At 50.6% G+C, this 24064-nt stretch carries 16 protein-coding genes; 11 read left to right on the forward strand and 5 right to left on the reverse strand.

Going from position 1 to position 24064, the window contains the following annotated elements:
• Both BLT02_RS17565 and BLT02_RS13025 read left to right on the forward strand, forming a co-directional pair.
• Nucleotides 1-200 (forward strand): hypothetical protein (locus BLT02_RS17565; protein ID WP_207649412.1); only part of this gene is annotated, 200 nt, incomplete at its 5' end.
• Nucleotides 201-576: 376 nt separating this feature from the next.
• Nucleotides 577-1836 carry a hypothetical protein gene (locus BLT02_RS13025; protein ID WP_092996344.1) on the forward strand — a complete coding sequence of 420 codons (1260 nt, stop codon included), beginning with the start codon at nucleotides 577-579 and terminating at the stop codon, nucleotides 1834-1836.
• A gap of 310 nt (nucleotides 1837-2146) precedes the next feature.
• Here the strand turns inward: BLT02_RS13025 and BLT02_RS13030 are convergent, their stop codons facing one another.
• Nucleotides 2147-2851 (reverse strand): hypothetical protein, encoded by a 705-nt coding sequence (locus BLT02_RS13030; protein WP_139187617.1) that lies wholly within the window; start codon nucleotides 2849-2851, stop codon nucleotides 2147-2149.
• A gap of 550 nt (nucleotides 2852-3401) precedes the next feature.
• On the opposite strand from BLT02_RS13030, the gene BLT02_RS13040 reads away from it, so the two are divergent.
• The 3 genes from BLT02_RS13040 (at nucleotide 3402) to BLT02_RS13055 (ending at nucleotide 6123) form a co-directional block, all read left to right on the forward strand.
• On the forward strand, nucleotides 3402-4619 hold the full coding sequence (locus tag BLT02_RS13040; protein ID WP_092996352.1) for a PD-(D/E)XK nuclease family transposase: 1218 nt from the start codon (nucleotides 3402-3404) through the stop codon (nucleotides 4617-4619).
• A 476-nt stretch (nucleotides 4620-5095) separates the two neighbouring features.
• Entirely contained in the window at nucleotides 5096-5656 is a 561-nt protein-coding gene (locus BLT02_RS13050) for a hypothetical protein (RefSeq protein WP_092996358.1), read from the forward strand.
• A gap of 62 nt (nucleotides 5657-5718) precedes the next feature.
• A complete protein-coding gene (locus BLT02_RS13055; RefSeq protein WP_092996361.1) occupies nucleotides 5719-6123 on the forward strand; it encodes a hypothetical protein in 405 nt (134 codons plus the stop codon).
• Between the two features lie 270 nt (nucleotides 6124-6393).
• Here the strand turns inward: BLT02_RS13055 and BLT02_RS13065 are convergent, their stop codons facing one another.
• Together BLT02_RS13065 and BLT02_RS13070 are read right to left on the reverse strand one after the other, a co-directional pair.
• Entirely contained in the window at nucleotides 6394-7179 is a 786-nt protein-coding gene (locus tag BLT02_RS13065) for an SDR family NAD(P)-dependent oxidoreductase (RefSeq protein WP_092996367.1), read from the reverse strand.
• 484 nt (nucleotides 7180-7663) lie between these two features.
• Nucleotides 7664-8689: a substrate-binding domain-containing protein gene (locus tag BLT02_RS13070; RefSeq protein ID WP_092996370.1), complete on the reverse strand. Its 1026-nt coding sequence runs from the start codon at nucleotides 8687-8689 to the stop codon at nucleotides 7664-7666.
• Nucleotides 8690-9151: 462 nt separating this feature from the next.
• On the opposite strand from BLT02_RS13070, the gene BLT02_RS13075 reads away from it, so the two are divergent.
• The 5 genes from BLT02_RS13075 (at nucleotide 9152) to BLT02_RS13095 (ending at nucleotide 21294) form a co-directional block, all read left to right on the forward strand.
• Nucleotides 9152-11977, forward strand: a complete 2826-nt coding sequence (locus tag BLT02_RS13075; RefSeq protein ID WP_092996372.1) for a YfhO family protein — start codon at nucleotides 9152-9154, stop codon at nucleotides 11975-11977.
• A gap of 198 nt (nucleotides 11978-12175) precedes the next feature.
• Complete coding sequence (locus BLT02_RS13080; protein WP_175453836.1) at nucleotides 12176-13078, forward strand: AraC family transcriptional regulator; 903 nt, start codon at nucleotides 12176-12178, stop codon at nucleotides 13076-13078.
• A gap of 278 nt (nucleotides 13079-13356) precedes the next feature.
• On the forward strand, nucleotides 13357-19677 hold the full coding sequence (locus BLT02_RS13085) for a fibronectin type III domain-containing protein (RefSeq protein ID WP_092996378.1): 6321 nt from the start codon (nucleotides 13357-13359) through the stop codon (nucleotides 19675-19677).
• A gap of 312 nt (nucleotides 19678-19989) precedes the next feature.
• Complete coding sequence (locus tag BLT02_RS13090; protein WP_092996381.1) at nucleotides 19990-20565, forward strand: hypothetical protein; 576 nt, start codon at nucleotides 19990-19992, stop codon at nucleotides 20563-20565.
• A gap of 126 nt (nucleotides 20566-20691) precedes the next feature.
• Nucleotides 20692-21294, forward strand: coding sequence for a DUF937 domain-containing protein (locus BLT02_RS13095; RefSeq protein WP_175453837.1), 603 nt, complete (start codon nucleotides 20692-20694; stop codon nucleotides 21292-21294).
• A 5-nt stretch (nucleotides 21295-21299) separates the two neighbouring features.
• Here the strand turns inward: BLT02_RS13095 and BLT02_RS13100 are convergent, their stop codons facing one another.
• Both BLT02_RS13100 and BLT02_RS13105 read right to left on the reverse strand, forming a co-directional pair.
• The gene (locus tag BLT02_RS13100) at nucleotides 21300-21929 is read right to left on the reverse strand and encodes an SOS response-associated peptidase (protein WP_092996387.1); all 630 of its coding nucleotides are present in this window, start codon (nucleotides 21927-21929) and stop codon (nucleotides 21300-21302) included.
• Nucleotides 21930-22158: 229 nt separating this feature from the next.
• Nucleotides 22159-22704: a hypothetical protein gene (locus tag BLT02_RS13105; protein WP_092996389.1), complete on the reverse strand. Its 546-nt coding sequence runs from the start codon at nucleotides 22702-22704 to the stop codon at nucleotides 22159-22161.
• A 321-nt stretch (nucleotides 22705-23025) separates the two neighbouring features.
• On the opposite strand from BLT02_RS13105, the gene BLT02_RS13110 reads away from it, so the two are divergent.
• Nucleotides 23026-23910, forward strand: a complete 885-nt coding sequence (locus tag BLT02_RS13110) for a hypothetical protein (RefSeq protein ID WP_139187619.1) — start codon at nucleotides 23026-23028, stop codon at nucleotides 23908-23910.
• Nucleotides 23911-24064 lie beyond the last annotated feature (154 nt).

The following is a 24064-nucleotide window of genomic DNA, read 5'->3' on the forward strand; positions in this document are numbered from 1 at the left end:
AAATCAGAGCGGCCGCACATTTTGGGCTTTCTGTCAACCCCCCTAAGGGGAAAATTTTTCGGATTTTTACGATTTTTTTGAAACTGCCGTGGATGGAAAAAGACGGGCATGCGGTGCCGCCGACATTTGAGCAAGGGTGGGACCGCAGCGTAGAGAAAACTGCCGGATTTGGTGGGTGGGCGAAAATGGAGGCGGCATAAGTACGCAGGACGAATAGCAAACTCGTGAATGAAGCCAGAAAATTTGGGGTGGCCCCCCTACGGGAAACCACCCCTATAAACTAACTGATTGACATTGGGTCACACCCTGACCATGGTGTGACCGTGATACGTCCATTGTCTCATTTCCAGACAGCAGCTGGAAAAGTTATTGCAAACGTGCTTTTGCATTGTTAGAATAAAATCCTAAAGGCATTCACCGGGACAAATTCACTATTCCCCTGAGTGCCTTGTCATAATGGTGTTGTGCGGCAGCATTGCCAGAGCCTTGTTTTTGAGGGGCTTTGGCAGTTATGCTTTCACGGCGCCGAAGCTCCTCCGCATACATAATTACAATACATAATTACAGGAGGTGCAAATGACAAAGAAAATGACTACAAGCAATACAAACAGGACAGGGGCCTCAGGAGAAAAAGCGGCTGTGTCGGACTTCGACTCATCGCTTCCGTTTCAGCCGGGCGGTAACACTGCCGGAGCTCTGACACTGCGTGCGGTTTTTCCGAAGTACAAAGATCCTGCATCGATACAGGAAGAGATTGCTGCATCTCCGCAGTTGTCCGCCATTTTTCATTCATGGACACCTTCCCGTCAGCAGGAATTTCTGGACTTCTGCAGCGGAAACAGGGGAATACGGATCCTTTATGATTCCTATTTCAAATATGTGTTTAATCCTGATACACATGCTGCGGAGCTCTCACGTATGATCTCCGTCCTGAATGGGCAGGATGTGAAGATCGTGCAGATCCTCCCCAATGAGTCTCATCTCGGTGCTGACTATACTCTGGTCATTATGGACATAATCGTGGAAACAGCTGACGGAAGTGTGGTGAACGTTGAAGTCCAGAAAATCGGTTACAATTTCCCCGGGGAGCGGGCTGCCTGTTACAATGCAGATCTCCTGTTACGGCAATATCAGCGGATCCGGAAAGAATATTCAGAAAGTGATACCCCGGAGAAGGGCGTAAAAAGAGCAGAAAAGAAGGCAAAATTCAGCTACAAATACATCCGCCCGGTATATACAATAGTCTTTATGGAGACCTCTACAGAAGATTTCCACAAGTTTTCAGAGGATTACGTTCATACATTCTGTCCGATTTCAGATACCGGCCTGGAGCTGAATCTCCTGCAAAATTACATCTTTGTCCCACTCGATATATTCCGGAAGCATCTTGATTCTGTACTTCATCGGACGGATGACTGCTTCATAACCGAGAGAGAAGCCTGGCTTGCATTCCTGTCTTCAGACGATCCTCAGATCATTCTGCGTATCCTGGATCAGTTTCCCGGGACCTTCCGTCCCCTATATGACAGAATCTGCACAATGTGCAGAAACACGAAGGAGATGATCTATATGTTCTCAGAAGAACTCTCTATCCTGGACAAAAATACGGTCATGATGATGATTGAGGAACAGCAGGAAACGATCGAACAGCAAAAGAAGGAGCTCTCGCAAAAAGAAGAAGCTATCGAACAGCAAAAAAAGGAGCTCTCGCAAAAAGAAGAAGCTATCGAACAGCAAAAGAAGGAACTGTCACAAAAAGAAGAAACTATAGACCTGCAGAAGCAGGAGATCGAACAGCTTCGCAAAGCGTTGGCAGAAGCCAGAAAGAAAAGGTAAATCGGGAAAGAAAGAGAGCCTCTGACCCACCATTGCAGATACAAGGGGACGCAGATACAAGGGGACGGACCTTTTGTATCCGTCCCTTTGTTCATGCCAGTAGAAAAACATGGGGACAGACACAAAAGGACCATCCCCATGTCTCCGAAATACACAAAAAAGCATCGCAGGCGGATCGAGGATTGATCCGCCTGCGATGCTTTTTAGAGGCTGAAATGCCAGAGTGCTATGCTAATAGGATATCAGACAGCGAAAATGAAACATCATTCCGCTTTATTCGGGTCAGGATCGTATCGGTATAAGCGGTGCCTTAGTTAAACCGGAAGGTCCCTGTGTAATAGCTTGCGCTCGGCATCGGGACACTGCAGAAGACGCCGTTGCGGATGCGGCGCGTCACGACGCGGAAATAGTAGGTGGTGTGTTTTTTCAGCTTTGCGCCGCGGTATTTGCTGATGACAGCGCTGGTCGCAGTGGCCTTCGTGGCTGTGGACTGATTCCAGACCCAGGTTCCCCTCGGGTTGGTCGTCACAAATATGTTGTAGCCGCTGCATCCCTTGACGATATCCCAGGTGATCCGCTCCTGCAGATTGTTCGAGTTCGGGCTCACGTTTTTGAGCTTGTAGTCGTCCGGGGAAGGCGTGATAAAAGCAAGATTGGACCAGGCACCGTACTGTTTTCCTTTTGCAGTATTTTTATAGGCGCGTACCTTTACCATCCAGACATGATCATCATCAATATTATAGTAATTGATGCTGTCTTTTGACTTGCTCACGTTGTTCCATTTTGCGTGGCTTCCATCCGTCCAGGTGAGCACGGTCTGGTAGCCGTCCGCTCCGGACACTTTATTCCATTTGATGGTGCAGTCATCGAAATCATCGTTCTCGAGCCACTTTACAAACCTGCAGTTTTCCGGCTTTTTCAATGTCGCAGCTTCCGCATTCAGAGCAGGGACAAAACCCATGGCAATGACAGCGGCAAGGCAGACGGCGGCAAGGCGCTTGACGGTTTTGAGCATACTTTTTTTCCCTCCTTTTTCATGATTTTTTCCACTCCTCTGTTCGCAGGCTGATTCCTGATCCATTTAAAAGGCCTGCAGGACTCTCCTTTTGTTATCATTTATATCCTACATCAGTTTGATTAAAACTATATTAGAACAGCTGGTGTTTTCATTTTTTCCCAGAGGCTTGCGGGGACGGACCTTTTGTATCCGTCCCCTTGTTCATGCCAGTAGAAAAACAGGGAGACAGACACAAAAGGACCGTCCCCATGTCTCTCCCCCATGTCTCCCCTGTGCTCTACCCCTGGGTTAGTTTTTCCAGCCATTGTCCCATTTCCAGACAGCAACTGGAAAAGATATTGCAAACGTGGTTTTGCATTGTTAGAATAAAATTATCTAAAGGCATTCACCGGGACAATTTCACTATTCCCCTGAGTGCCTTGTCATAATGGTGCTGTACGGCAGTATTGCCAGAGCCTTGTTTTTGAGGGGCTTTGGCAGTTATGCCTTCACGGTGCCAAAGCTCCTCCGCATACATAATTACAATACATAATTACAGGAGGTGCAAATGACAAAGAAAATGACTACAAGCAATGCAAACATAACAGGTGCCTCAGGAGAAAAAGCAGCTGTGTCGGACTTCAACTCGTCGCTTTCGTTTCAGCCGGGCGGTAACATTTCCGGAGTCCTGACACTGCGTACGGTTTTTCCACAGTACAAAGATTCTGTATCGATACGGGAGGAGATTGAACAATCTCCGCAGTTGTCCGCCATTTTTCATTCATGGACACCTTCCCGTCAGCAGGAATTTCTGGACTTTTGCTGCGGGAACAAAGGTATACGGATCCTTTATGATTCCTATTTCAAATATGTGTTTAATCCTGATACGCATGCTGCAGAGCTTTCACGTATGATCTCCGTCCTGATCGGACAGGATGTGAAGATCGTTCAGATCCTCCCCAATGAGTCTCATCTCGGTGCTGACTACACCCTGGTCATCATGGACATAATCGTGGAAACAGCTGACGGAAGTGTAGTGAACGTTGAAGTCCAGAAAATCGGTTATAATTTCCCCGGGGAGCGGGCTGCCTGTTACAATGCAGATCTCCTGTTACGGCAATATCAGCGGATCCGGAAAGAATATTCTGAAAATGATACTTTGGAGCAGAGCGGGAAAAGAGTTGAAAAGAAGGCAAAATTCAGCTACAAATACATCCGCCCGGTATATACAATAGTCTTTATGGAGACCTCTACAGAAGATTTCCACAAGTTTCCAGAGGATTACGTTCATACATTCTGCCCTGTTTCAGATACCGGTCTGAAGCTGAATCTCCTGCAGAATTACATTTTTGTCCCGTTGGATATATTTCGGAAGCATCTTGATGCTGTACTTCATCCGACAGACGTCTGCATCATAACCGAGAGAGAAGCCTGGCTTGCATTCCTGTCTTCAGATGATCCGCAGATCATTCTGCGCATTCTGGACCAGTTTCCCGGGATCTTCCGTCCCCTATATGACAGAATCTGTACAATGTGCAGAAACACGAAGGAGATGATCTATATGTTCTCAGAAGAACTCTCTATCCTGGACAAAAATACAGTCATGATGATGATTGAGGAGCAGCAGGAAACAATCGAACAGCAAAAGAAGGAACTTTCGCAAAAAGAAGAAGCTATCGAACAGCAAAAGAAAAAACTCTCGCAAAAAGAAGAGACTATAGGCATGCAGAAGCAGGAAATCGAACAGCTTCGCAAAGCCTTGGCAGAAGCCCGGAAGAAAAGGTAAACTGGGAAAAAACAGAGCCTCTAACTCGCCATTGGATCAGGGGCTCTGTTCTTTTATTCTACGATTCCTTCATTACCTGTATACAAGGGGACGGACCTTTTGTATCTGTCCCCTTGTTTATACCAGCGAAAAAACAGGGGGACAGATACGAAAGGACCGTCCCTGTGTTTCTTCATATCCGAGTCAAGATTTAACGCAAGCTGTTGTATTTCCCTCGCTTCGTTCAATAATTCACGGTATATCCCCGATAAAGACTCCATCTGATTGTTTATTTTCAGTGTATCAACAGCAAAGTATGTCATTGCTTTATACCTCATGTGTTTATGGTGCATTTATAGGTTTTATAGGATTCATAGTAAAAATATACCATTAAAACAGGATCTGATAGAAAAAGAATGACAGACGGAGTCATTTCTTGATAAAATGTCTGTAATCCGGATATAAGGGGACAGATACGAAAGGACCGTCCCTGTGTTTTGCCAGATACCGGTCTGAAGCTGAATCTCCTGCAAAATTACATCTTTGTTCCGCTCGATATATTCCGGAAGCATCTTGATTCTGTACTTCATCGGACGGATGACTGCTTCATTACCGAGAGAGAAGCCTGGCTTGCATTCCTGTCTTCAGACGATCCGCAGATCATTCTGCGTATCCTGGATCAGTTTCCCGGGACCTTCCGTCCCCTATATGACAGAATCTGCGCAATGTGCAGAAACACTAAGGAGATGATCTATATGTTCTCAGAAGAACTCTCTATCCTGGACAAAAATACGGTCATGATGATGATTGAGGAACAGCAGGAAACGATTGAACAGCAAAAGAAGAAACTCTCACAAAAAGAAGAAGCTATTGAGCAGCAAAAGAAGGAATTGTCGCAAAAAGAAGAAGCTATCGAAAAGCAAAAGAAGGAACTGTCACAAAAAGAAGAAGCTATCGAGCATCAAAAGAAGGAATTGTCACAAAAAGAAGAAACTATTGACATGCAGAAGCAGGAAATCGAACAGCTTCGCAAAGCGTTGGCAGAGGTCCGGAAGTAAAGGTAAATCGGGATAGAGACAGGGCTTTGGATGAACAACAGAAACAAAAAAGGAGGCAAATTATGAAAAAGTGCGGAAACAGAATCATATCGGTAGTCATGGTCCTGCTGCTGGTCGCGGTTCTGGCGGCCTGCAGCGGGTCTGAGATCACAAGCGGCCCTAAAGGCGCAACCTTTAAACTCAAGAACCTGGAAAAGAGTGACCTGCTGGAAACAAGGGCAAAGTTTTCCTTTGATGATGGCCTTCTGAAAGTCGACCTGGAGAGCGGAACTGTGGATGTGGAAATCGTTACTATCATCCCTGATGAAGGGGATGATGCCCTTTATACAGAGCTGAGTACGATTTATACAGGTCAGGGGCTTAAGAATGGGGACGAGGTTGAAATCAGTGATCTGAGAGCAGAAGTTGTCATGCGTGTCACAGGCGAGAGCAAGGGCGGGACAGTTACTCTTTCTCCGAAGAAATGACTTGCGGGTGACTTGCGGGGGTGACTTGCGGGGACGGACCTTTTGTATCCGTCCCCTTGTTCATGCCAGTAAAAAAACATGGGGACAGACCCAAAAGGACCGTCCCCATAACTCGAAAAACATGGGGACAGACCCAAAAGGACCGTCCCCATGTCCCCCAAAAAACATGGGGACAGACCCAAAAGGACCGTCCCCATGTCTCCTACCCATGTCTCCTAAAAGGACCGTCCCCATGTCCCCCCCCATGTCCCCCCCATGTCCTCATGTCTCCTACGATGGACCCGCTTTTTTGACCTGGAGCAGGTAGTTGATCCTGGTAGAGAGGTGTTCTCCCATCAGTCTGGAGGCCGTGACAATGATCGGCATTTTTCTTCCGGGGATGACGATCATTTTTCCCCGGAGTGCCCCGTCCACGCCTTCCTTCGCGGCCTGTACGGCGGAGATCTGTTTTCCCGAGACGGCGACGCCGGAGTTGCGGTTAAAGGCGGTATCGGTCGGTCCCGGGCAGAGGCAGGAGACCTTTACGGGGGATCCGGCCCTGCGAAGCTCTTCGTGGATCGCTTCTGTCAGTCTGACTACGTAATTTTTGGAGGCGTAGTAGCTGGAGAAGGTCGGGCCGGCCATGAAACCGGCGCAGGATCCCACGTTGAGGAGGACGCCGCGGCCCTTTTTTACCATGTCCCGGAGGAAGAGCTTGCTGAGGATATGGACGGAGGTCACGTTGAGGTCGATCAGGTCGAGTTCTTTTTCCAGATCAGTCTCGAGAAAGAGTCCATAGACCCCCATACCGGCGTTGTTTGCCACAAAGCTGATTCCATCGTCTCCGGCCAGGGCGGAGGCATCCCGGTAGAGACGAAAACATTCTTCTCTGCGGGAGAGGTCCGCGGGCATCAGGTGAACGCTGCGGTCGGGGTATCTGCCTAGGATGACCCTGCGTGTCTGCTCCAGCCGGTTTTCGCTCCGCGCACTCAGGATCAGGTCATAACCCAGCGTCCCGAGATATTTTGCCATCTCCATGCCGATTCCGGCGCTTGCTCCGGTGACAAGTGCATACATGTATTTCCTCCTTTTCTGCGGATTTCAGGTCCCGCTCATTACCAGTTAGTTCAGTTCTTGTCCGGTTTTCGCCTGGCTCTCGTTGTTTATTTCTTCCTGCCGTGCGGCGGCAGGAACTGTTGCTGTGAACAGTCTTCATTTCATTAATACCACAGTTTCTTTTGCATTTGCAATACACTGCATTATACTTTCAGCCTGTAACGTTTCTGATTGCAATACATTTTCCAATACTACAAGATACTGCAAGATACAGTAAGGCCGGAAGCTGAGCAGATGCGGGTCATCTCAGCTTCCGGCCTTAACTGTGTATAACTTAACTGTGTATAAGAGGATGTAATAAACGTTGAATGGCAATTCATCTGGACCAGCAATTCATCTGGACCAGCAATTCATCTGGACCAGAAATTCATCTGGATCAGGAATTCATCTGGACCAGCAATTCCTCTGAATCAGGAATTTCTGCGAATTAAGAGTTCATTGATATTCAGAATTTGTCGACATTCTCTGCGGTGACGGGGACAAAGGGGAAGTACAGGGTGTAGGGGTTGTCAGCGGATACTTCACAGCCGGTGTCCTGTGCCAGGTCTTTTCCTTCGATGAGGTTGATGGCAGCCTGAACGGAACCTTCTGCCTGGCCGCTGGCGCTCTGGAAAACGGTCATTGCCATTTTGCCGCTGCGGATCTCTTCTTTTGCGTCTTCGGTTGCATCGATTCCGACGATCGGAACAGAACCGGCATCAAGGCCTGCGTCTTCCATGGCAAGGATCGCGCCTATTGCCATTGCGTCATTGTTGGCAATGATGCAATCGAAGTCGAGCCCGGGAAGAATAGTGTCCATTTCATGTTTAGCTGTATCCCTGTCGTAGTCTGCTTCGACGAAGGCTTTCTTTTCCAGCTTGAGACCTGCCTCTTCCATCGCGGAGATCACGCCTTCAGAACGAAGTGTCGTATGTACGAGACCGTCTGTACCTCTTAAGAGAACGTAGGAGACATCGGTTTTTCCGATTCCCTTAAAATACTCTGCCAGGTATTCGCCCTGAAATCTTCCGGAGGTGCGTTCATCCGAGCCGACAGCTGCCACGTTTTCATTCAGAAGACCGGGGTCATCCGGCTCGCGGTTGACGAAGATTACTTTCATATCATCTCCGGCTGCTTCGATACAGGCTTTTGCTTCTTCGGCAGCAGTCAGGTTAATCAGGACCGCGTCTTTTCCAGAGCTTTTTGCAGCTTCGACACAATCGATCAGCTTCAGGGTGTCGTCTCCGGAGTAGAGAACTTCCATATTGACTCCTTTTTTCTCCGCCGCCTTTTCAACCTCATCTTTCAGGAGGCCCAGCCATTCGTCTTCGACGGAAACGACATAGGCCATGTCATAGGCACCGTCCGCAGCCTGTGCACTATCGGTCTTAGCCGCGGTTCCTGTGCTTGTGCTGTTTCCACACCCTGTAATCAGGGCCATGGCTGCTGCTGCGCAGATCAAACCGGTCATCATTCTGTTCTTTTTTGTCATTTTCTTTGCCTCCCTTTTTGACTGGTAATCATGTTTTGGTGTTTGAGGGTTATTTCTGCTTTCTTTTTTGGGGGTTGTGTTTTGTAAGGAATGGATACCTGCTTTTGTGCACCGTACCTGTGGCCTGTAAGGAATTGATACCTGCTTTTGTGCACCGTACCTGTGGCCTGTAAGGAATTGATACCTGTTTATGTGCACCGTACCTGTGTTTTGTAAGGATTCGATCACTGCGTTTTGCGTATCGTTCCTGTGTTTTGTTATGCTCTGATTGTAGCGGAGAATCTCTCCGTGTTTTAGCGTATTTGATGACAGAAACTATCCTGATTTGGACATGTTCTGCAAGAGTAAAGGGAAGTAGAAAAGTCCTGGAAATGATGAAAAATAAGGGGACGATGGCTCTCTGAGGGAAAAAAGATGTGGTAAAATATCACTATATGGACATTGAATCAGGAGGATTTTGACATGATACAGTATTTGAAACGGAGTCTGACGCCTTTATCCACTGTCACGGAGCCCGCCTTTCTTCGCCCGACAAGGGGCGGCCGCAGAGAAGTTGCTGAAAAAAGCCATATAGTGACGAGCGCCCCTGATGTCCGTAGTTCTCAGGACAGGCTTCGGTATTTTACTATATACACAGCTGTTTTTATGACAGCGCTTTTTTTGTGTTTCGGTATTTACCTGATGGGGTATAAAAAGACCATTCTGCGGGAGACGGATACTTTTAACCAGCAGTATATTACTTTTATAAGAATCGGGCAGTGGATCAGGGAGATGATCCGGGAGCGCAGAGTGCTTGTCTGGGATCCGTCTATCGGCTATGGCGCGGATTTCTTTTTGACGCTTTCCACCAGTAATCAGGGAAGCATATTTGATCCCTTTATGCTGGTCAGCGTATTTACGCCGCCCCGGTATTCGGAGATTATATTTACGGCAATTGTGTTTTTGCGGCTGTATCTGTGCGGGATCACCTTCTCCCTGCTGGCTTTCCGCAAAAAAAGTGAAAATTATGCCGCGCTTTGCGGCGCGATGGTGTATACATTTTCCGCCTGTGCCTATGTGGGACTATATCAGACTCCTTTTATCGTGCCCATGTATATGCTTCCGCTGATCATTTACGGGGCAGAGGAACTATTTGAAAACGGAAATCCCCTTCTTTATTCGGCTTCTCTGACTGCGATGGCTGTATGGAGTTATTATTTCACCTACATGATCGCGTTTATGATCGCAGGACACATATTTCTGAGCTGGGCGTTTGGCGGTCCCGGAGAGCATACGCTGAGCCGATTTCTGGAAATTGCCGGCAGATTTTTGCTATATTCATTTTTATCGGCAGGCATGGCGGCTTTTATTCTGTTTCCGGTTGCAAAAAACCTCATGGGCATGGACCGATTCGGGCTCGAAACCTATATTCCGTTCTTGTATGACAAAACCTATTACGCCGGATTACTGGCCGGATTAACCTCCTCTTTCGATATGTTGAGACGGGACTGCAAGGTGGGGTGGTCTGTTCTTGTCCTGATCGCTTCTGCGGGTCTGTTCCTGACTCGGGAGAAAAAGTACAGACTTTTGAAAACGGAACTCATTATAATGGCGCTGGCGCTGTGCTTCCCCTATGCGGGATCTGTAATGAATGGATTCGCTTATGCAGCAAACCGCTGGGTTTTCGGCCTTTCGCTGGCAGCGGCTTATGCTGTCACTGTGATGCTTCCTGAAATACGGCAGATGGAACGGAAAAAGATTATAAAGATTACTGCCGTTATTTGCCTTTATTTTATGGCAGTATTGCTTTTCTGCGGCGTGGATCGTTTAAAGTATCTCGTGATTTTCCTGTTTACTCTGGCGGTATGTCTTATCCTTTCTGTGAGCGATAGAATTCCGGATCTGCATTTTAAGGGTTTGATGGTAATGCTCGTCTGCACATCCCTCGCGATTTCGTCCTATTATCAGTATTCGAAAGGGTACGAGAATGGTTTCGGGAGCGGCATTGAGGCCGGAACGGCATATGAACAGCTTACCAAAAGGGGCGGGCTCACTTTGCTGAAGAAAATCCCCTTCGCTGACGGGGAGAGGTACAATACGTACAAACTGGATGTGATCCGGAATTCCGGCTGGCTGTATCAAAAGAGCGGGATGAATTTCTATTTTAGCGGCTACAATTCCTTCATCAACCGCTTTCACAACAGTGTCGCGCTGAGGGCGTATGCTTATCCGCATGCATATAACGGTCTGGACCGGAGAAGCGAACTATTGGCGCTGACCTCAGTCGGACATTTTCTGGTTCCGTCCGGGAATCTGTATCGCCCCGTCGGTTTTGGAGAAGCCGAGGCGGAAGCGGATTCCTATGGCACAGCGGTGACTTCTTTGAAAGCAGATATCAGGCCATCAGCTTTTCTGAGATTTGATCAGGCGGTCTCTTATGAAGAGTATGAATCCTATACGCCTTATGAGCGGCAGCAGATTCTGATGCAGGCCTGCGTGGTTGAGGATGCAGAGAATATTTCCATTGGGAAAAAACTGCGGATTGAGGATGAATCGGTACCATACACTGTTGACAATCTGAGTGATGGCCTGAAGGTAAAAGGCAATACCATTGAAGTGGCTGAGGGAAGCGGAACGCTGGATCTCCTTTTTTCGAGCCAGAAAGATGCGGAACTGTATCTTTACTTTGATAACATCGAATTCGAAAACGGGCTCGAGTCGACCTATAATGTCGAGGCTGCCGGAATGCTCGGAGAGAAAGTCCTGGGAAACGTCAGGAACAGTTTCAGCGGGATGAATTACAGAAGCCACAGCGACGGGGGAAAAAGAAACTGGCTGATGAATCTCGGGAGGGTAAAGAAATCCTGCGACCGTATCCGTATAACATTTAATAATGCCGGAATCTATACCATTGATCATATCAAGGTCTATGCCAGACCCGTTGCAGGCATCCACAAAAACATCAGGGAACTGGGTCATGTTTATGGCGGAGTTGAATTCGGTACAAACACGATGTCCGTCAAAATAACGAGCGATCACCCGGAATATCTCTTCGCGTCAGTTCCTTATTCCGAAGGATGGACGGTCGCTGACAGGGGGGAGAAGCTGGATCTCCTGAGGGCAGATGAGGGTTTTATGGCTGTCCGGCTTGACGAGGGAAACCATGAGCTCAGATTTGCCTATCATACACCAGGGCTGAAAACCGGTCTGTTGATCAGCCTGTTTTCAGCTGCGTGCTTTTTTCTGACTGCTTTTTATCATTTGGTCGTCAAAAACAGTTTTACATCCGCCAAGCTGCCGCCCCGATGAAGACATGGATATGATCAGTATTGAAGACACGGATATGATGGGTATCATTCAGAACTCATTGACATTCAGAATTTGCAGACATTCACTGCGTGACGGGGATAAAGTTTGACGATCACGAAAGAATCATTTCCGGCTGCAGACATTCACTGCGTGATGGGGATAAAGGGAAAGTACAGGATAAGGCAGGAGGATTTTGACATGATACAGTATTTGAAACGGAGTCTGACGCTGGGGGATAACAGCGAGGAACTGCTGTCGGAGGAATCCGGCGGCCTTCCTTTTTTATGTTATTTTGATGAGAGCCGTCTGTTCACGGGGAACCATATTCCCTGGCACTGGCATGACAGGATCGAGCTGAATTATGTTGAGGAAGGTACTTTCCGGTTTCACTCTCCGGATGTGGAGTTTGAGGCCGGGCCGGGGGAAGTGGTTTTTATCAACAGGAACATCATGCATGCTTATGATTTCCCTGCACCGGTGAATTATTATTCTTATACTTTTGATTCCCGTTTCCTGGCGGGCGAATTCGGAGGGTATATTGACAGGAAATATTTTGCTCCCATCCTGCGCAGCAAGAGTCTTTCTGTCGTGCACCTGAAGCCTGATACGGCCCACCGGATCCGGATGATCGATCATATCCTGCAGCTCACAGAGTTGCTGCGCGATGAGCCGGAGGGGTATGAGCTGGCTGTCCGCGAGGTCATGAGCAGGTTCTTTCTTTTACTGCGGAAGGAGACGGAAGAGGTCCGGGCTGCAGAGCAGAAGGGAAATGAACGCGACCTGGATCGGATGAAGCAGATGCTTCAGTTTATTTACGCGCATTATGGCGAGCCGATCGGCCTCGACGAGATTGCCGGCGCGGCCGGAATCAGCCCGCGCGAGTGCACCCGTTGTTTTCACAGGGCGATCGACCGTCCTCCGGTCCGGTTCCTGATCGAATACCGTGCCCAGATGGCAGCCATGATGCTCGAGCGCACAGGGGACAGCATTTCTTCAATTGCGGAGCGGTGCGGTTTCCTTTCGGACAGCTATTTTGGAAAAATCTTTAAGGAGATCTACAGGTGTACACCCCGGGAGTACCGGAAAGCCCACAGGGAATAAGAACAGGGAATAAAAACAGGGAATAAGATCGGCGGCTTTTTCGCATTTTCAACCAGATTTTCTGATCACATTTTCGACTGCATTTTTCTTACACATTTTTCTGACTATTTGTAAATATAATCACTTTTCACCCTGTTTTTCGTTTATAATTAATATGGGATATTTCAATTTGGGGATAGAACATCAATGAAAGCTCCGGACTTTGTTGAGAAGGGTGCCGGTCTTCTTGAGATAAAAATTGTTGTCAATTTACAGGGTGCAAAAAGGAGGAAAAAGAGATGTATTTTAAGAGAGCATTGAGTATTCTGCTTTCCTGCGTCCTGACTTTTTCCACGATTTCATTTTCTGCTGTTTCCGTGTATGCGGAAGAAGGCGGGGACGAAGCCGTGGGAATCGTTCTGGAGGAAGAGGCGGCGGAGGAGCCGGAGGCTGTACCTGCAGCAGCTGCCGCTGTGGAGGAAGGCGAACCCGAAGAGGCCGACGATGATGCCATGTCGCAAGGCGAGGAGGGGGATTATTTTGTGATCCTCAACTGTGTGGACGGCCACGGGGTTGTCTGTCCGGGAGAGGAGGTCTTCCTGGAAGCGAAAGCCTGGCACTGGACGCCCCATGAAGTGATCCGGGATGGTTTCCTTTATAAGTGGGAGATCGTGAATATCGAGACAACCGGGGCCGGGAACGGCACGGTCTCGTTCAAAGACGGGATCGAGGGGAAAATCGGGGATTATCCGACCGCGACGCTGGAGTTCGGCGGGGTTCCCGATATGGAGGCCTGTGACCATGACGAGAGCAATTTTGAATACATTGTCACGGTCAGGGTGACAGTGTATGACGGAACGGACGAATCGGGGAATCCGATCGAGCGGGCCAGTGACGAGATCAGCGGCATTGCCCTGAAGGATGAATATTTCGAGATCACTCCCCATAATTTTGATCAGCTCCGGATCGGGGAGAGCGCAGTAGTACCGTTTTCGTTCATCTATTATTCTTACTATATCGCAGACAAGTACGGGCAGGTGTCTGACCTTTCCTGGTCCTTTGAATATGACGACACCGTCTTTGAGATCTTTGATCCTGAGGGGAATCTGGTGGATCCGACCGGGGAAAATGCCGTGCCCGCGTCTGAGGACGTGACTGAGTTCACGATCCGCCGCATTGCCCAGGGCGAATTAAACGGCCGCGTAACGGCCAATTTCACCTATGTCGATCATAACGGGACGCTGCACGACATCGGCGAGCAGTACAGTGAGGATGTCCATTACTGGCCTCTGAATGATGAAGATTATCCGATCAGCTTTGAAGAGTATGATGTGGATTTCAATTCGGATGCAGCGGAACCCGGAGAACTGGTCCTGAATACAGAAGGGCTGGGTGAGGACTGGCAGGAGAAGCTGGAGCTTGCCGTGACGGCGGGGCACTGGGATCATGAAGATGGAATCTATGTGGATCAACTGGTGGACAGTGCCTACACAGTGAATGTGAGTGAGGAGGGAGGAACTGTCCGGATCGCGTACACGAATGACTATCTGGAAGAGGTAAGAGCTCTTTCACGGGATGACCACGTACGTTTTTATGTGGATGTCTATCAAAAGGGCGCAGACCATACGGAAGCAAACCGGATCAGCAGGACCGACGGCTGGCTGCGCGTTCACCCGGCCGGGTCTTCGCAGTCTGAAGGTTCCGAATCCCATCTTTGGACCGGCAATCTGGAGCCGGGGCTGGAGGTCGGACAGGAGCAGGCTGTCACCTGCGAGGTCCGGTCCTATCCCGGCGCCGACGGGGCGGAGTACGACGTTTGTGACAACGTCAGCTATGACTGGTTCTATGATGACAAAGCGGTCAGGATCTATGATGAGAATGGAGTGCAGGTCAAAAATGGAAACGAGTCCCAGTCGTCCATGGGACCTGCCATCACCTGGGATGGTCCCCGCACCTTTACCATCTATCGGCGCAGACAGTGGGAGACAGATATCAGGCTGGTTGTCTGCTGGAACGTCGGGCAGGACGAACCGCGCTGGGAGAGCAAGGTCTTTCATCTCGACGGGAGGGATTATTTCCTCCGGATCGATGACATGGATGATGACCGCGTGTATAGTGACGGAAACCGCGCCTTCCCTCTTCAGACAGAGGGACTCCCGGACGGAGCAGTCTACGGGACGGATTATATGATCGACACGACGGTCGGTCTCCGGAACAGCGACGACTTTGAAGAGACCTTTACAGAGGGGGTGGATTATACCTGTGACGGGCAGAATCTGATCCTCTGCGGAGACAAAATCGCAGCGCGCGGACTTGAGGATGATCAGATGTTCAGCGCAGACCTGATGCTGAGCCTGAAGAGCACCCGGGCTGAAAACGGCTGGGAGAACGTCTGGGTCGAACCGCGCGACTTCCGCTTCCGTGAAGCCCGTGTCGATTATGAAGCGGACCGTGAGCGGGACCGCAGCATGCTGCCCGGCTGGGACGGCATGGTGAAAGCCTGCTACAGCTGCCGTATTGAAAACAGTGAGCACCCGGATGGAGAAGAGGTCTGGTACAGCGTCCGGGATGTCGAGGTCGTCCGGGATGAGCCCTGGGAGGGGGAAGACGGTGACGTGGTCACCGAGTTCCGCAGGAATCAGAATGACTATAATGCGGACGATTACAGCTGGTATTACCGGGTCGGGCACTGCGGCGAGGCGGACCTGAAGGTCACTTATGAGGACATTGACGGGCAGGAGCAGAGCTATGTCTTTACGCTCCATGTCGGGAGGGATGTCTACAATGTCTATATGGACAGCACAGGCCGTGAGCGGGACGTTCTCCCCGGCGCGACCATTGAGCTGTTTGCGGAAGCAAGCCGCGAATTTTTGGATGAAAATGATGACTATCACAGCTCCGGGGAGGGCATGGGCTATGCCTGGTCCTTTGAGTATGGCGGCGAGTACGCGGACATCGAGGTCCACGCGGACGATCCGTCCAGAGCGACCCTGCGTTTCACAGATCTGCCGGAAGAGGGGGACTGGGATCATTACGACGTCCGTGTCGGCGTGCGCGTCCTGGATGCGGAAGGAAATGAGACCGAAGGTTATGATGCCACCAGCTTCAGGATCTGCAGGGATTATGCGGTGGTCTGGCCGCTGCTTTTTGACCGCAATATGGAAGTGGGCGACTCTGTCGAAAACCAGAAGTTTGAGACGCGCTACTTTGCAATGGGGCAGGACGGCTACAAGCTGATCGATGATCATTATGATGTCAGCTATGAGTGGTTCTATGACGAGAATGCCTTCCGGATCACGGAAAATCAGAACGGGAATAACGTCGAGATCCACGACGGCGGGTCCGGATCCGGAAATACTTTTACCATTTTGCGGCGCGGAGACTGGGACAGCGGATTCAGCATCCGGGCTGTCTGGACCGATGAGGAAGGTAATCGCCAGGAGGCGCAGACAAACCACCAGGTGCTGCGCAGGGACTACAATATCCGGTTTGAGGAGCATGATGTCGATTTCTATACGGATGCGGCAGAAATCCCCGGGCTGGTACTTAATACAGAGAATCTCGGAGAGGGCTGGCAGGACAGGTTTGACCTGGTTATAACGGCCGGACACTGGGATTATGACCACTGGGAGGACATGCTGGATGAGAGCGATTACACAGTGACGGAGACAGACGGCGCTGTCCGGATCGCCCTGACAGAGGAATATCTGGCTTCTGTGAAGGACAACGACGATCCCCGCTTTGTCGCGGAAGTCTATCTCAAAGACGCGGAACACAACGAGGACAATCGCCTGAGTGATACAGACGCCTGGTACCACGTCAGGGAAGCCCGCGCTGATTATGACCGGGAGTGGGACCGCGACATGCTGCCCGGCTGGGACGGGACTGTGGGCAGCTCCTACAGCTGCCGGGTCGAAAACAGCCAGTATCCGGACGGGGAGGACATCTGGTACAGAGTCCTGAATGTCGAAGTTATCCGCGACGATCCATGGGAAGGCGAAGACGGAAAAGTCATTACGGATTTCCACAGGGATCAGAGTGACGATGATTACTGGTGGTATTACCGCGTGGAGCACTGCGGCGAAGCCGTCCTGAAGGTCACCTATGAGGACATCGACGGTGAAGAGAAGAGCTATGAATTTGCCCTTCATGTCGCTGGTGATGTCTACAGCGTTCACATGGACAGTGAAGGACATGAATGGAATGCCTTCCCCGGAGGGACCCTTGAGCTCTTTGCGGAAGCATATCGCGAGTACCTGGACGAAAATGGAGACCAGCACAGTACGACAGAGGGGATGGGCTATCTCTGGTCCATCGAGGAAGGCGATGCCTTTGCGTCCATTGAGCAGCATGCGGACGATCCCTCCAGAGCGACCCTGAGCTTCAATGAACTGCCTGCAGGCAGGGATTGGATCGATGAGGGTGTGCGGGTCGCAGTGAAAGTGCTCGATTCGGATGGAAACGAGACGGGCACCCGTCAGGACATGACCTTCTGGGTGCGCAGCGAGTATACGGAGATTTGGCCCCTTGAGCTTGACAGCAATCTGGACGTGGGTCAGAGCATCGAGGATCAGAAATTTGAAGTCCGCCGCTATGTCCTGGGCCAGGACGGCTACGAGGTTCTGGACAATGTCGGCTATCACTGGGAATTCATCGATAGAAGTGCCGTCCGCATTACGGAGATGAGGGACGGCGCCGCGGCAGAGCTCGACAACGGCGAGGCCGCCTCCGGCGATACATTCACCATCACCCGCCGGCGCGAGTGGCAGATCGGGTTTGAACTGCGCGCGGTCTGGAATGAAGACGGCGGAGAGAGAGAAATCCGGAATCGCTACCAGTTTGAAGAAAAACACTATGATGACATGTTTGAGAACGGAGATGACGACACGATTAACGACGACGAGGAGAAGACCTTTGCCCTGCATCCGCAGACAGTCGGCAATTTCGGCGGCGATGTGATCCTGATCGTCAACTACAGAGCGGCTGACAGCAGGGAAGACCTGGGAGACCGGCTGAACGGTCTGAACGAGGGGACAGATTATATCATTGACGAAGAAGGAGCCGTCTTTGTCAATATGACGGGAGAGGAGTACTCCTTCGGCCGGGATGGGAGATCCGTCATTGTCAACGGCGACCGCGTCGAACGCATCCTCCGCAGATCCGTCTGTGCCGACAGCAGATTTAAAAACGAATTTTATATCGGAGCCCTGCTGTTTAACGAAGGAGAGATGATCAGCCAGAGATGGTGCAGGGTCGAACTGAACCGGACGGGCAAGAGCATTCAGGAAATCTCCGCGAATAATGTCACGATGACCTTCTTTGACAGTCCGACGGCAAAGGTGACCGGAGCCAGGGGTGCCCTGTCCTTTGAGAGCAGTGACGAGCGCATCGTAAAGGTCGATCGCTCGACCGGTAAGCTCACGCCTGTCAGGGCGGGTACAGCTACGATCACAGTCAAGGCTGCCGCGACTAATGACTACAGGCTCGGACGCACTACCTTCCAGGCCAAAGTCACAAAGCTAAACCTGTCGAAGGCCAGGATCACGACAAATGCTCCTTCCACGGGCTACACCTATAACGGAAAAGTCCAGAAACCGTCTACGGTGACAGTGACCTACAACGGCCGTACCTTTGTCTCCGGTACGGACTATACCGTCGCTTATCCAAAGGATGTCACCTTCGCCGGCACGAAGACCATTACCGTCACCGCCAAGAGCAGCAAGCTCACCGGATCCGGGACAGTCACCTATAAGATCAACAAGGCTGCCCAGAAGCTCGCCGTGAAGACCGGCAGCACCACGGCGGCAGCGGCGGCAGCCACGAAGACCACGACGACCGTCACAGTGCCAGTCGGCGGAAAGATCGTCTGCGCCGTGACGGGCTCAAAGGCCAACATCTCTCCTTCCTCCGATAAAACCTATGCCACTACAGGATCGCTGGATCAGACGAAGAAGACCTTTGCCGTCAAGGGCGTCAAGGTGGGCTCCATCAAGCTCAAGATCACTTCCGCCGCCGCTGACAATTTCAACAAGACGACGCTTGAGGTGACCCTCAACATCGTCCCCGCCGCCACGTCGAGCCTGAAGGCGGAAAACCTGGCGACAGGTTTCAAACTCACCTGGGCTAAGGTGGCCGGCGCGACGGGCTATTATGTCTACCGCGGCAGCACTAAGATCGCCACCATCAAGAAAAACGCGACCGTGACCTACACCGACAAGGATGCCAACACCAACGGCACCAAGTACACCTACAAGATCGTGCCTTACGCCACCCTGGGCGGCAAAGCAGTTGCCAGCACGGCAACGGCAAGGACCTTGACGACCTATCGCCTGAGCCGGCCCGCGGCCCCCTCCCTCACTAACAGTGCAGCAGGAAAGATGACCGTCAAGTGGGCGAAAAATGCCAAATCCACCGGCTATCAGGTGCAGTACGATCTCAAGAGTGATTTCAGTAGTAAAAAGACCGTCAACATCAGCTCGGCAGCTACAGTGTCCACCGCTATAGCAAAGCTCACAAAGAACAAGACCTATTACGTCCGCATCCGCAGCGTGAAGAAGGTCGGTTCCACGACCTACATCTCCGCCTGGAGCGCAGTTAAGAACATCAAGATTACAAAGTGATGATAAGATACGGAGAGGCTTTTTGACGCAGATCTCGGGAAATCAGGCAAGCAAGATGTATAGATTAATTCGTGATAGCTCCTAAGCATTGCGGAAAAGCCGAGTGAACGTCGTGCCTGCACGAACGCTCTGAGGCCTTGACACAGCAGACCGCTTGCGGTCTGCTGTGTCCGCAGACATGAGGAAAGAGCCTGGGAAGTCATTATCTCAATGTCCGCAGATATGAGGAAGGAGCCTGGCAAGTCCTTATCTCAATGGGGACAAATATGCTGTGTCCGCAGACATGAAGAAGGAGCCGGGGGATGGAGAAGGATGAGGATACGTATCCACAGACAGGAAATAAACCGCATTCTGGGTGGAAAATACGGCAGCCTTCACAGGGAATTTCTGGGAATGGATATTTCAGGGCGGAGAATAGATCCCATCGACCGGAACGTTTTTTATGTCAGCTACAAGGATCCGGTCGGGTGGAACATGTTTCAAAACGATGCTCCCGCCCTGTGTGATTTCAGAAAAGGGTTTATCTACTGCTACCATGATCAGGGGCTGCCGCTGACAGAGCCCCGTCTGGTACATGAATTTGTCCACCGGGCAGCGAGGTTTCAGCTCTCGATCGGTGTGTGGTCCTCCGGGGTTCTGGTCAACGAAGCCTGGAGCCGGGTCAACGAGGCACTGACCGAATATCTGACAAGTCTCATCTGCGGAGAGCAATATGATAAACTGAAAAATCCTGAGAACAGATATCTGATCTATCTGCCGGCCGTGCGGGGAGTGGAAAAGGAAATGGGGAGAGATGCGCTTGTTCATGCCTATATGGACCATGACGTCAGGAAACTGGAACCCTTTATCACCCTGGCGGGAAACAGCGGGAAATTCAGATTCAAGTGAGTAAATGTTAAAATATCAGCATTAATGCGTACCCGCTGTGGTATAATAATACCGATATGTCTGGAGTTGAAGCGTCATGACACGCAGACGATTGCTGCGTTATGTTTCTTTGAAAGGAGGACTCGTATGAATCTGCTGCAATTACTTTTGGGGGCGATGACTACTCAGTCGTCAGTCGGCTCTGTTTCCGGAAAGACAGGTCTGTCCAACAAACAGATCCAGAAGCTGATGATGCTGGCGATCCCGCTTCTGCTCAAGTACATGACAGGCAATGCCACCAGCTCGGGGAGCGGCGCACTGTCCCTTCTGGGCGCCCTGTCCCAGCACACAAATAAAAAAGACATGGCCCAACAGCTCAATGACGCGGATGAAGATGACGGCGAAAAGATCATCGGCCACATCCTGGGCAATAACGAGAAGAAGGTGGAACACGATCTCGCAGCCCAGACCGGCCTCAATGAAGCCCAGATCAAGCAGGTGCTTTCCATCATGGCTCCCGCCCTCATGAGCGGCGTCTCCGAAGCCGCCACTGCTTCGGCCGCTTCCGGAAAGCCGGCCGCTGCTGCGGCCCCGGCATCTCCTCTGGAGGCTCTTGCAGGTTCCGGCATTTTCGGCGCCCTCTTTGGCGGTGGAAAGAAAAACGATTCCGCAAACCAGAAAGAGAATGACGGCGCTGCTGACGGGACAGCCCTCCTGCAGGCGCTGCTCAAAGCCGGCAATAAGAAATAAAGCCATCATTTTGTAAAAATCATATCCGTGCGTGCGCGCCCGGCGATCGTCTTAACGGTCGCCGGGTCTGTTTTTGGATCGATCCAGGCAGCCGCATCCCGGGCATTCAGAATCACCGGCATCCTGTCGTGGATGAAAAGGATCTCTTCGGCGGCCTCCCTGGTCAGGATCGTGAAGTGCGGGATGAGCATACCGTCTTTTTCTTCCATCCGATACATGCCTGCCAGAAGCGTGATCGTCTCCCCCTGCGGCTGGATCGTGTATCTGTCCCCGGTCTTTTTCTTTCCGTCCGGAGACTGAAAATGCTCCCACTCATAATACCAGGACGCGGGCACGATACAGCGCCTGCGCTCCCACGACTCGCGGAAGGTCGGTTTCTGCCCGGCTGTCTCGACCCTGGCGTTGAACAGCAGAGACGACCGTCCGGAAAATCCCCAGACCATGGGGAACACAGTCCTTTGACCATGCTGATTGGGAGCAGAGACAACAGCGATATCTGTCGGCCTCACCTCTCCGGACGTAACCAGCGGCCTTCCCAGCTGGCTGACCATCCTGCGCCCGAGCGCGGAATGGCGGGCGGCCTCCACAAAAGGCCTCAGCTCCGGTGATTCTTCCATAAAATATCGATAACACATACCTGTGATCCTTTCCCTGGAGACTACACACGGCAGTTGTGAAGTCACGATAATGCGACAGTAGTTTTTTCCGGCTCTTCCAGTGTCAGACGTACACGATGTCTGTGTCGCCTGAGACCCGGTTGAATGGGCAATCGGAGCTGTCGTGACCGGGTGTCAGAAGTACACGATATCCGCGTCGCCTGAGCCCCCCCCCAATCACCGTCATCGTCCTGAACATAGCCATGTGTCAGACGTACACGATGTCCGCATCGCCTGAGACCCTGCTCAGGATATAGTTTCTAACGAAGGACATGTCCTTAGGCGAGACATAGACGCGCATGGTCCCAAATCGTCCCTTCAGTTTGATGTATCTCGGCGTCAGAGTCACTTTTTTTGCCTTTTTGAAATAAAAATACTCCGAGGATTGACCTTCTCCCGTTTGTATAAAGGTGTCGCACATTGTATAAATCTCCCCGGGAGAATCGACCAAAAGCGTGCTGAGGCCGAAGACAAGGATGGAGATCAGCATGAAAACTGCCGCGCATAGGAAAAAGACGTATATGCTTGCCGGAATATCATTTAGAGTATAATTTATTGGAGTACCGTTAAATGTACCGTTAAATATGGAAAGGAATACCCCGAAGGCAAGAATAAACACTGCGATTATGGCGCATGCGGTAAATCCGGTTTTGAGGCGGCTCAGCTCATATTTCCTTTCTGTATCCTGTCTCCAGCAGTAGCAGCTGTCGCTCTGGAGAGTGACACGGTCAGTATACTGTCTGAATCTGGACATGGCAGTCCTCCCTTTTTAATGACCATACATTATTTGCCTGGTAAATCTTCTTAATTATACCATATCTGGGAGTCAGATGGCTGACTCTCCACTGTTCCGGATTGGCCTGATCATCATGAATGCCCATTTTATTCTTTGTTTTGACGGTTTCTTTATATAATTTCGTGTACAATAATTGTATAAATGAGTGTATGAGGGACCCTTTTTTTGATTGTATCCGTTGTGCGGACGCAGGACATTGTACGGAATGACGGGGTTAATAAGGAAAGTCAGAAAGTGTGTACGATGCACATCAGCGCCCGGCAGACAGAGGGATGCATTATGTTTAGTAAAGGGAAGTACAGGAGAAGGGCAGAGAAGCCGGATAATGATGAAGACGGATTCTGTTTCTTCTGCCGGTCTGTATTAAAAATAAATATGGAAATCACCGCATTTGTTGTGGTGTGTGCGATTATTTTTTCAATATTGACTCCGGGAAATCCTGTGTTGAACCGCTTCGCTCCGGTGCTGCCGGGGACGGAAGCGTGGGCTTATACTGGTTCAGGGTTCAACATTGGCAGTCAGACGGCTGCAGAGACGAACAGAGATATGAGCAGCCTTATGCAGGGAGATGAACAGGCTGCCAATAATCAGGCACCTGGAAATGTCGTGAACAGCGGTCAGGGTGAGAATATTGTGAATTCCCAGACTCCTGAGGGACTTGTGAACGGAGGTCAGCCGCAGGACGCTGTAAACGGCCAGTTCCCTGAGGGATACGTTAACGGAGGTCAGCCGCAGAATGCCGTGAATGGCCAGGTTCCTGAGGGATACGTTAACGATGGTCAGCCGCAGAATGCCGTGAATGGCCAGGTTCCTGAGGGATACGTTAACGATGGTCAGCCGCAGAATGCCGTGAATGGCCAGGTTCCTGAGGGATACGTTAACGATGGTCAGCCGCAGAATGCCGTGAATGGCCAGGTTCCTGAGGGATACGTTAACGATGGTCAGCCGCAGAGCCCTGTGGAGGAAACGGAATTTTTCGGGAGAGCAAAAAATCCCACTGCCCTGCGCTCGCAGAAAGCGTTTGAGTCCGGAGTAGGTATTATTTATGCTCTCGCCTGCATGATGATCCTGATCGCTGCCTGGACAATGTTTCTGCAGGATTCCGGCAGCAACGGGCGTTTCAGGAGAAAAAGCCGCCGCAGGCGGAGGTTTTGGAGACGGTAAGTAAGACGATTAAGCAAGCTCAGAAAAAAACGTAAGAGTGAGTAACAGCTTAAAATAAGAGTAAGAAATAGCTTAAAAAAAGAAAAAAGAAATCAGAAAAGGAAGAAAAAAGCAGACGGAAATATTCAAGACTCGCCCTGGAGTCTTGCGCAAT

Origin of the sequence: Sarcina sp. DSM 11001 (genome assembly GCF_900101015.1) — a bacterium.
Lineage (GTDB): Bacteria > Bacillota > Clostridia > Lachnospirales > Lachnospiraceae > CAG-791.

Excerpts from the sequence above, each read along its gene's own strand:
- BLT02_RS13055 (WP_092996361.1), top strand. The coding sequence starts at position 5,719 with ATGAAAAAGTGCGGAAACAGAATCATATCGGTAGTCATGGTCCTGCTG.
- BLT02_RS13075 (WP_092996372.1), top strand. The coding sequence starts at position 9,152 with ATGATACAGTATTTGAAACGGAGTCTGACGCCTTTATCCACTGTCACG.
- BLT02_RS13110 (WP_139187619.1), top strand. The coding sequence starts at position 23,026 with ATGTTTAGTAAAGGGAAGTACAGGAGAAGGGCAGAGAAGCCGGATAAT.
- BLT02_RS13105 (WP_092996389.1), bottom strand. The coding sequence starts at position 22,704 with ATGTCCAGATTCAGACAGTATACTGACCGTGTCACTCTCCAGAGCGAC.
- BLT02_RS13090 (WP_092996381.1), top strand. The coding sequence starts at position 19,990 with ATGAGGATACGTATCCACAGACAGGAAATAAACCGCATTCTGGGTGGA.
- BLT02_RS13070 (WP_092996370.1), bottom strand. The coding sequence starts at position 8,689 with ATGACAAAAAAGAACAGAATGATGACCGGTTTGATCTGCGCAGCAGCA.
- BLT02_RS13030 (WP_139187617.1), bottom strand. The coding sequence starts at position 2,851 with ATGCTCAAAACCGTCAAGCGCCTTGCCGCCGTCTGCCTTGCCGCTGTC.
- BLT02_RS13095 (WP_175453837.1), top strand. The coding sequence starts at position 20,692 with ATGAATCTGCTGCAATTACTTTTGGGGGCGATGACTACTCAGTCGTCA.
- BLT02_RS13100 (WP_092996387.1), bottom strand. The coding sequence starts at position 21,929 with ATGTGTTATCGATATTTTATGGAAGAATCACCGGAGCTGAGGCCTTTT.
- BLT02_RS13025 (WP_092996344.1), top strand. The coding sequence starts at position 577 with ATGACAAAGAAAATGACTACAAGCAATACAAACAGGACAGGGGCCTCA.
- BLT02_RS13080 (WP_175453836.1), top strand. The coding sequence starts at position 12,176 with ATGATACAGTATTTGAAACGGAGTCTGACGCTGGGGGATAACAGCGAG.
- BLT02_RS13065 (WP_092996367.1), bottom strand. The coding sequence starts at position 7,179 with ATGTATGCACTTGTCACCGGAGCAAGCGCCGGAATCGGCATGGAGATG.
- BLT02_RS13085 (WP_092996378.1), top strand. The coding sequence starts at position 13,357 with ATGTATTTTAAGAGAGCATTGAGTATTCTGCTTTCCTGCGTCCTGACT.
- BLT02_RS13040 (WP_092996352.1), top strand. The coding sequence starts at position 3,402 with ATGACAAAGAAAATGACTACAAGCAATGCAAACATAACAGGTGCCTCA.